Raw genomic sequence first — 3,970 nt, forward strand, 5'->3', positions numbered from 1 at the left:
CCCACTTAGAATTTTTTTATTTTACTCAACTTCTTGAAGTGGGGATCTTAAAGCCCGTTAATCTGCGATAAATTCATCTCTAAAAAAACAGAGCCATCCTGAGAATAGGACAGCTCTAAATAATTTTATTAACTCTTTCCAGTGAAACCAATAGGTATACCGTTTATTCAGGCTTTAACATCTAAACTCTGCGGTTCCGTCCTTCCACGGCAACTGGTTCCGCTAAATATCTGATCCTCTCCATTATGCGCCGGGCTTTCATTTTCTCTTCTTCTCCTCGCTGGCTGTAGGATAAATGATGTTCCAGTCCTTGAAAATCAAAATTAGAAGTAAAAAAAGTCGGCAGGCTTTCGAGCATTCGAAATTGTAGGATGGGTCCCATGACCTCATCTCTCGTCCAGCTAGACATCGTTTCTGCACCAATGTCATCAAACATTAAAACAGGCACTTTTTTGATAGTCTCAACCTTTTCATTAAGAGTAGAATCAGCAATTGAGCTTTTTAGTTCCCTTAAAAGTTCAGGGACATACACAATCATGGACGAAACTTCTTTTTTAGCCAATTCATTAGCAATAACACCTAGTAAATATGATTTTCCAACTCCAAATTTCCCATAAAAGTATAATCCCTTCTGTCTGGAGCCTGGTTTATAATTCATAATAAACGAAGCAGCCTTCTGAACAGCATCAATTCTTTCATCATCCTCATAAATGGAATCAAAGGAAGCCTTAAGGATATCCCTTGGAACATGCAAGCTTTGAATTAATTTTTCATTTTTGCGTTTCTCATCGTCCATAACCTTTCGAGGACATTTGTCGTAATGTAATGCAATGCTGCCTCTTTCTATAACAAGCTTTGGATGATAGCCCTTCATGAAATTCACACATCCATCTAAGCTTGGACATCGATTACATTCCTTGCTTTGATTACAATATTCATAAAGCTTCACCATGCTTATTTCAATCATTTTCTCGGTTAATTCATCTTGATGGCTTTTGAGGAAGGCCTTCACGTCTGGATTATTTAATGTTTCCCTGCGCTGCATTTCATATCTTTTTTGAAAATCCTCTCTGCCAGCCAATCGTTTTAATGTGTCATTAATTCTTTCCATTAGTCAGCCTCTTTTCCTGAACGTAACTTCTTTATTGTTTCTTGAAGTTCTCTCTTTTTCAGTTCAAGATCTTCATCCTGTTGTTTATTGATTGATTCTTGTACAGGGGTACCTGTTTCGTCAAACCAGTCAGGAAGCATTTCCGTTCGAATCGGTTTCTTTTTTCCTGCATAATTAGCTGGTTTCTTATTCCCGTCTCCCCATTCCATATATTGCCTATGTTCATTTTTTGCTAAATCAATAGCTGCTTTTGCCGTTTTTATTTTCTTTCTTGCCCAGTGGCTCGCTATTTTTTCTACATAGCCTTTCGTTAATTTCATATCTGTCTTCAGCATGACATATTGAATCAGTACATTTACAACCCCCGGAGGCAGCTTTTGATTAAACATAACACCTTCAATAATTTGCAGATCCCCTTTTGAAGGCTCTGCCCCTCCAGAAAGATCCTTTAGCACTTGCCTAGGTGAAGTAATCTCTAAAGCACGAAGCAATTCCTCTTCCTTCGTTTCGGGCTCCTTTATTTGCGTCCGCTGTGCCATTGGCTGTGTTCGATCAACTAATGATGGAAGCTGATCATGATGTTGAAATTGGTACCAATCACGAGCAGACTTCCTCAACTCTTCTATGTTTATTTCATTATCTTCTGTAATGGCGCTGATGACAATATTTTTCATTTGGATCGCATCTATTCCATATAAAAAAGCAAGATTGCTGACCGCATTTTTTACTTTTTTTGTGAAAGCCTCTTTCGGAATCAGGGACTCATTTAGTCCAGCTTCAAGAAGCTTAAAATTAAATGTATCATGAATGATTTGTATACGGTCCTGTTCATCTCTTCTGATAAAACTTTTCCCTTCTGAAGCTTGCATCATCTCTTCGGCTTCTGAATCATAAGAAATAGAGTCCATATGACTTGTCATAAAAATATCCTGAAATGATTTGGTAACTTCAAAGTAATTCCCCTTAGAATCCACCTTATCTTCTGAAAAAAACCGCTTTAATCTCGAATATTGATTTTTACCAATTTTTTTGTACAAATATATATTTAGCATTCCATCTAAAAAAAATTGTTCCGGTGTTAAAGGCGGGATCAATTCGTAAATAAATGATCTGGCATCTTCATCTTTTTTTTCATAAACCTTCATAAGCCCAATACCTTCAAGCTTTATACGGGCTTTGTAAATCTCATTTAAGCCTAAATCCATAAAATTCATCAGGCTGTGATGTGAATTAGAGCTGGACCATAATCGATTTTCTTCCAACTCCGACCATAATGTCATGTATAAACTAAAACAAGTAGATCCGATTAAGGGCTGATACAAAAAAGTTAGCACTTTTCGGTCATAAGCATGCAAAAGCCCGCTAGCAGCTACCACATATCGATCAATCGGAACCAATTCCTGCCAATGCTGAACCATTTTATCAACCTTTCAATTCAATAATAATCATTTACCAAAAAAGAGCTAAAGATTTCTTTAGCTCAAAGAACGTGCCCCTTTTATTCCTTTTCTTTCTTAATCAATTCTTTCAATTCATCAATAAAGACATTGATATCTTTAAACTGCCGATAAACCGATGCAAATCTTACGTAGGCGACATCATCGATTTTAGCCAGCCTGTCCATTACCATTTCACCAACAGCTTCACTTTGAATTTCAGAGACACCATTACTGCGGAGTTCCTTCTCGACACTGGAAGTAATTTCTTCCAGCTCTTTCAGGGCAACAGGCCGTTTCTCACAAGCTTTAATAAGACCCCGTAATATTTTATCACGGCTGAATTCTTCCCTTGTTCCCTCTTTTTTGACGACAATAAGAGGAATTTCCTCAACCTTCTCAAAGGTTGTGAAACGATATCCGCAGGCTTCGCATTCTCGTCTGCGCCGAATGGAACGGTAGTCATCAACAGGACGAGAATCAAGTACACGTGTATTGTTATTTTGACATGAAGGACATTTCATACAATCAGCTCCGGATTCTTTTCATTCAAAATGCTCGGGTACTATTATTGTACTATTTTTTAGATAAAAGCCCAATAGTTAATGAGTCCGAAAATGGGCAAATTAAAAGAGGTGTATAAAATACACCTCTGAATTTTCATGCCTTTTGTTATTATAAAGCATTAGCTTGCGCTTGTTTAACTTGAACTGGACCCATCCCGCGTGGAATTTCGATATTCTCACACGTTTCTGCACCTAACGCCTCTGCAATGTAGTTTGCAGCAATGCTAGGGTCAAGATCTCCACACGTATATACATCAATGCTGGCATAACCATGCTCAGGAAAGCTGTGAATAGTTAAATGCGATTCAGAGATGATAACAACTCCGCTCACACCCTGTGGTGCAAACTTATGAAATGCCACCTCTCGGATTTCAGCACCCGATTTTAATGCTGCATCTACAAAAGTACGCTCAATAAAATCCATATCATTTAACTTTTCAAAATCGCATCCCCAAAGTTCTGAGATTACGTGACGACCCATCGTTTCCATATTCAAATTTCCCCCTTTAACAATAATAATGACATTCTACATTTCCAGATAACTACCACGGGGGAAAGTTAGTCCAAAGAGGTCCTAACCCTTTAAGTAGCCACTATAAACAAAATAATAGAAGTTCACGATGACTAGTATACTTTGTTTAATTTCTTTTTGCAATACAGTTCTAAAAATTTGTTAAAGGGTTCTCTTTGTCCTCTTTTATAATAAGGCTCAAAAGAGGACTGTCATTCGATTTTACTAGAGATGGATATGATTGCAAAATAGAAAAACGGAAGCGCCTCGCCCACCCCGACAAGCACAAGACGATCCTCCCGGAAAGGTGAGCTCTACCTTTCAGGATTGGCTTGTGACCTCGAGG

Annotated in this window: 4 protein-coding genes; all 4 read right to left on the bottom strand. The window is 38.0% G+C overall.

Translation table 11 applies throughout. From position 1 onward, the window contains the following. Positions 1-181: 181 nt before the first annotated feature. Positions 182-1,111, bottom strand: coding sequence for a primosomal protein DnaI (gene dnaI / locus V7164_RS15535; protein ID WP_335354528.1), 930 nt, complete (start codon positions 1,109-1,111; stop codon positions 182-184). Continuing rightward, positions 1,111-2,529 (bottom strand): replication initiation and membrane attachment family protein, encoded by a 1,419-nt coding sequence (locus V7164_RS15540; RefSeq protein ID WP_335354529.1) that lies wholly within the window; start codon positions 2,527-2,529, stop codon positions 1,111-1,113. Before V7164_RS15540 ends, dnaI begins: the two co-directional genes overlap by 1 nt. Positions 2,530-2,609: 80 nt before the next feature. Beyond that, positions 2,610-3,071: a transcriptional regulator NrdR gene (nrdR, locus tag V7164_RS15545; RefSeq protein WP_066292568.1), complete on the bottom strand. Its 462-nt coding sequence runs from the start codon at positions 3,069-3,071 to the stop codon at positions 2,610-2,612. A gap of 151 nt (positions 3,072-3,222) precedes the next feature. Further along, complete coding sequence (gene speD, locus V7164_RS15550) at positions 3,223-3,603, bottom strand: adenosylmethionine decarboxylase (RefSeq protein ID WP_066292566.1); 381 nt, start codon at positions 3,601-3,603, stop codon at positions 3,223-3,225. Positions 3,604-3,970 lie beyond the last annotated feature (367 nt).

Source organism: Bacillus sp. JJ1474 (assembly GCF_036965225.1).
Lineage (GTDB): Bacteria > Bacillota > Bacilli > Bacillales > Cytobacillaceae > Cytobacillus.

Coding starts and splice junctions, on each gene's coding strand:
- dnaI (WP_335354528.1), bottom strand. CDS start 1,111: ATGGAAAGAATTAATGACACATTAAAACGATTGGCTGGCAGAGAGGAT.
- V7164_RS15540 (WP_335354529.1), bottom strand. CDS start 2,529: ATGGTTCAGCATTGGCAGGAATTGGTTCCGATTGATCGATATGTGGTA.
- nrdR (WP_066292568.1), bottom strand. CDS start 3,071: ATGAAATGTCCTTCATGTCAAAATAACAATACACGTGTACTTGATTCT.
- speD (WP_066292566.1), bottom strand. CDS start 3,603: ATGGAAACGATGGGTCGTCACGTAATCTCAGAACTTTGGGGATGCGAT.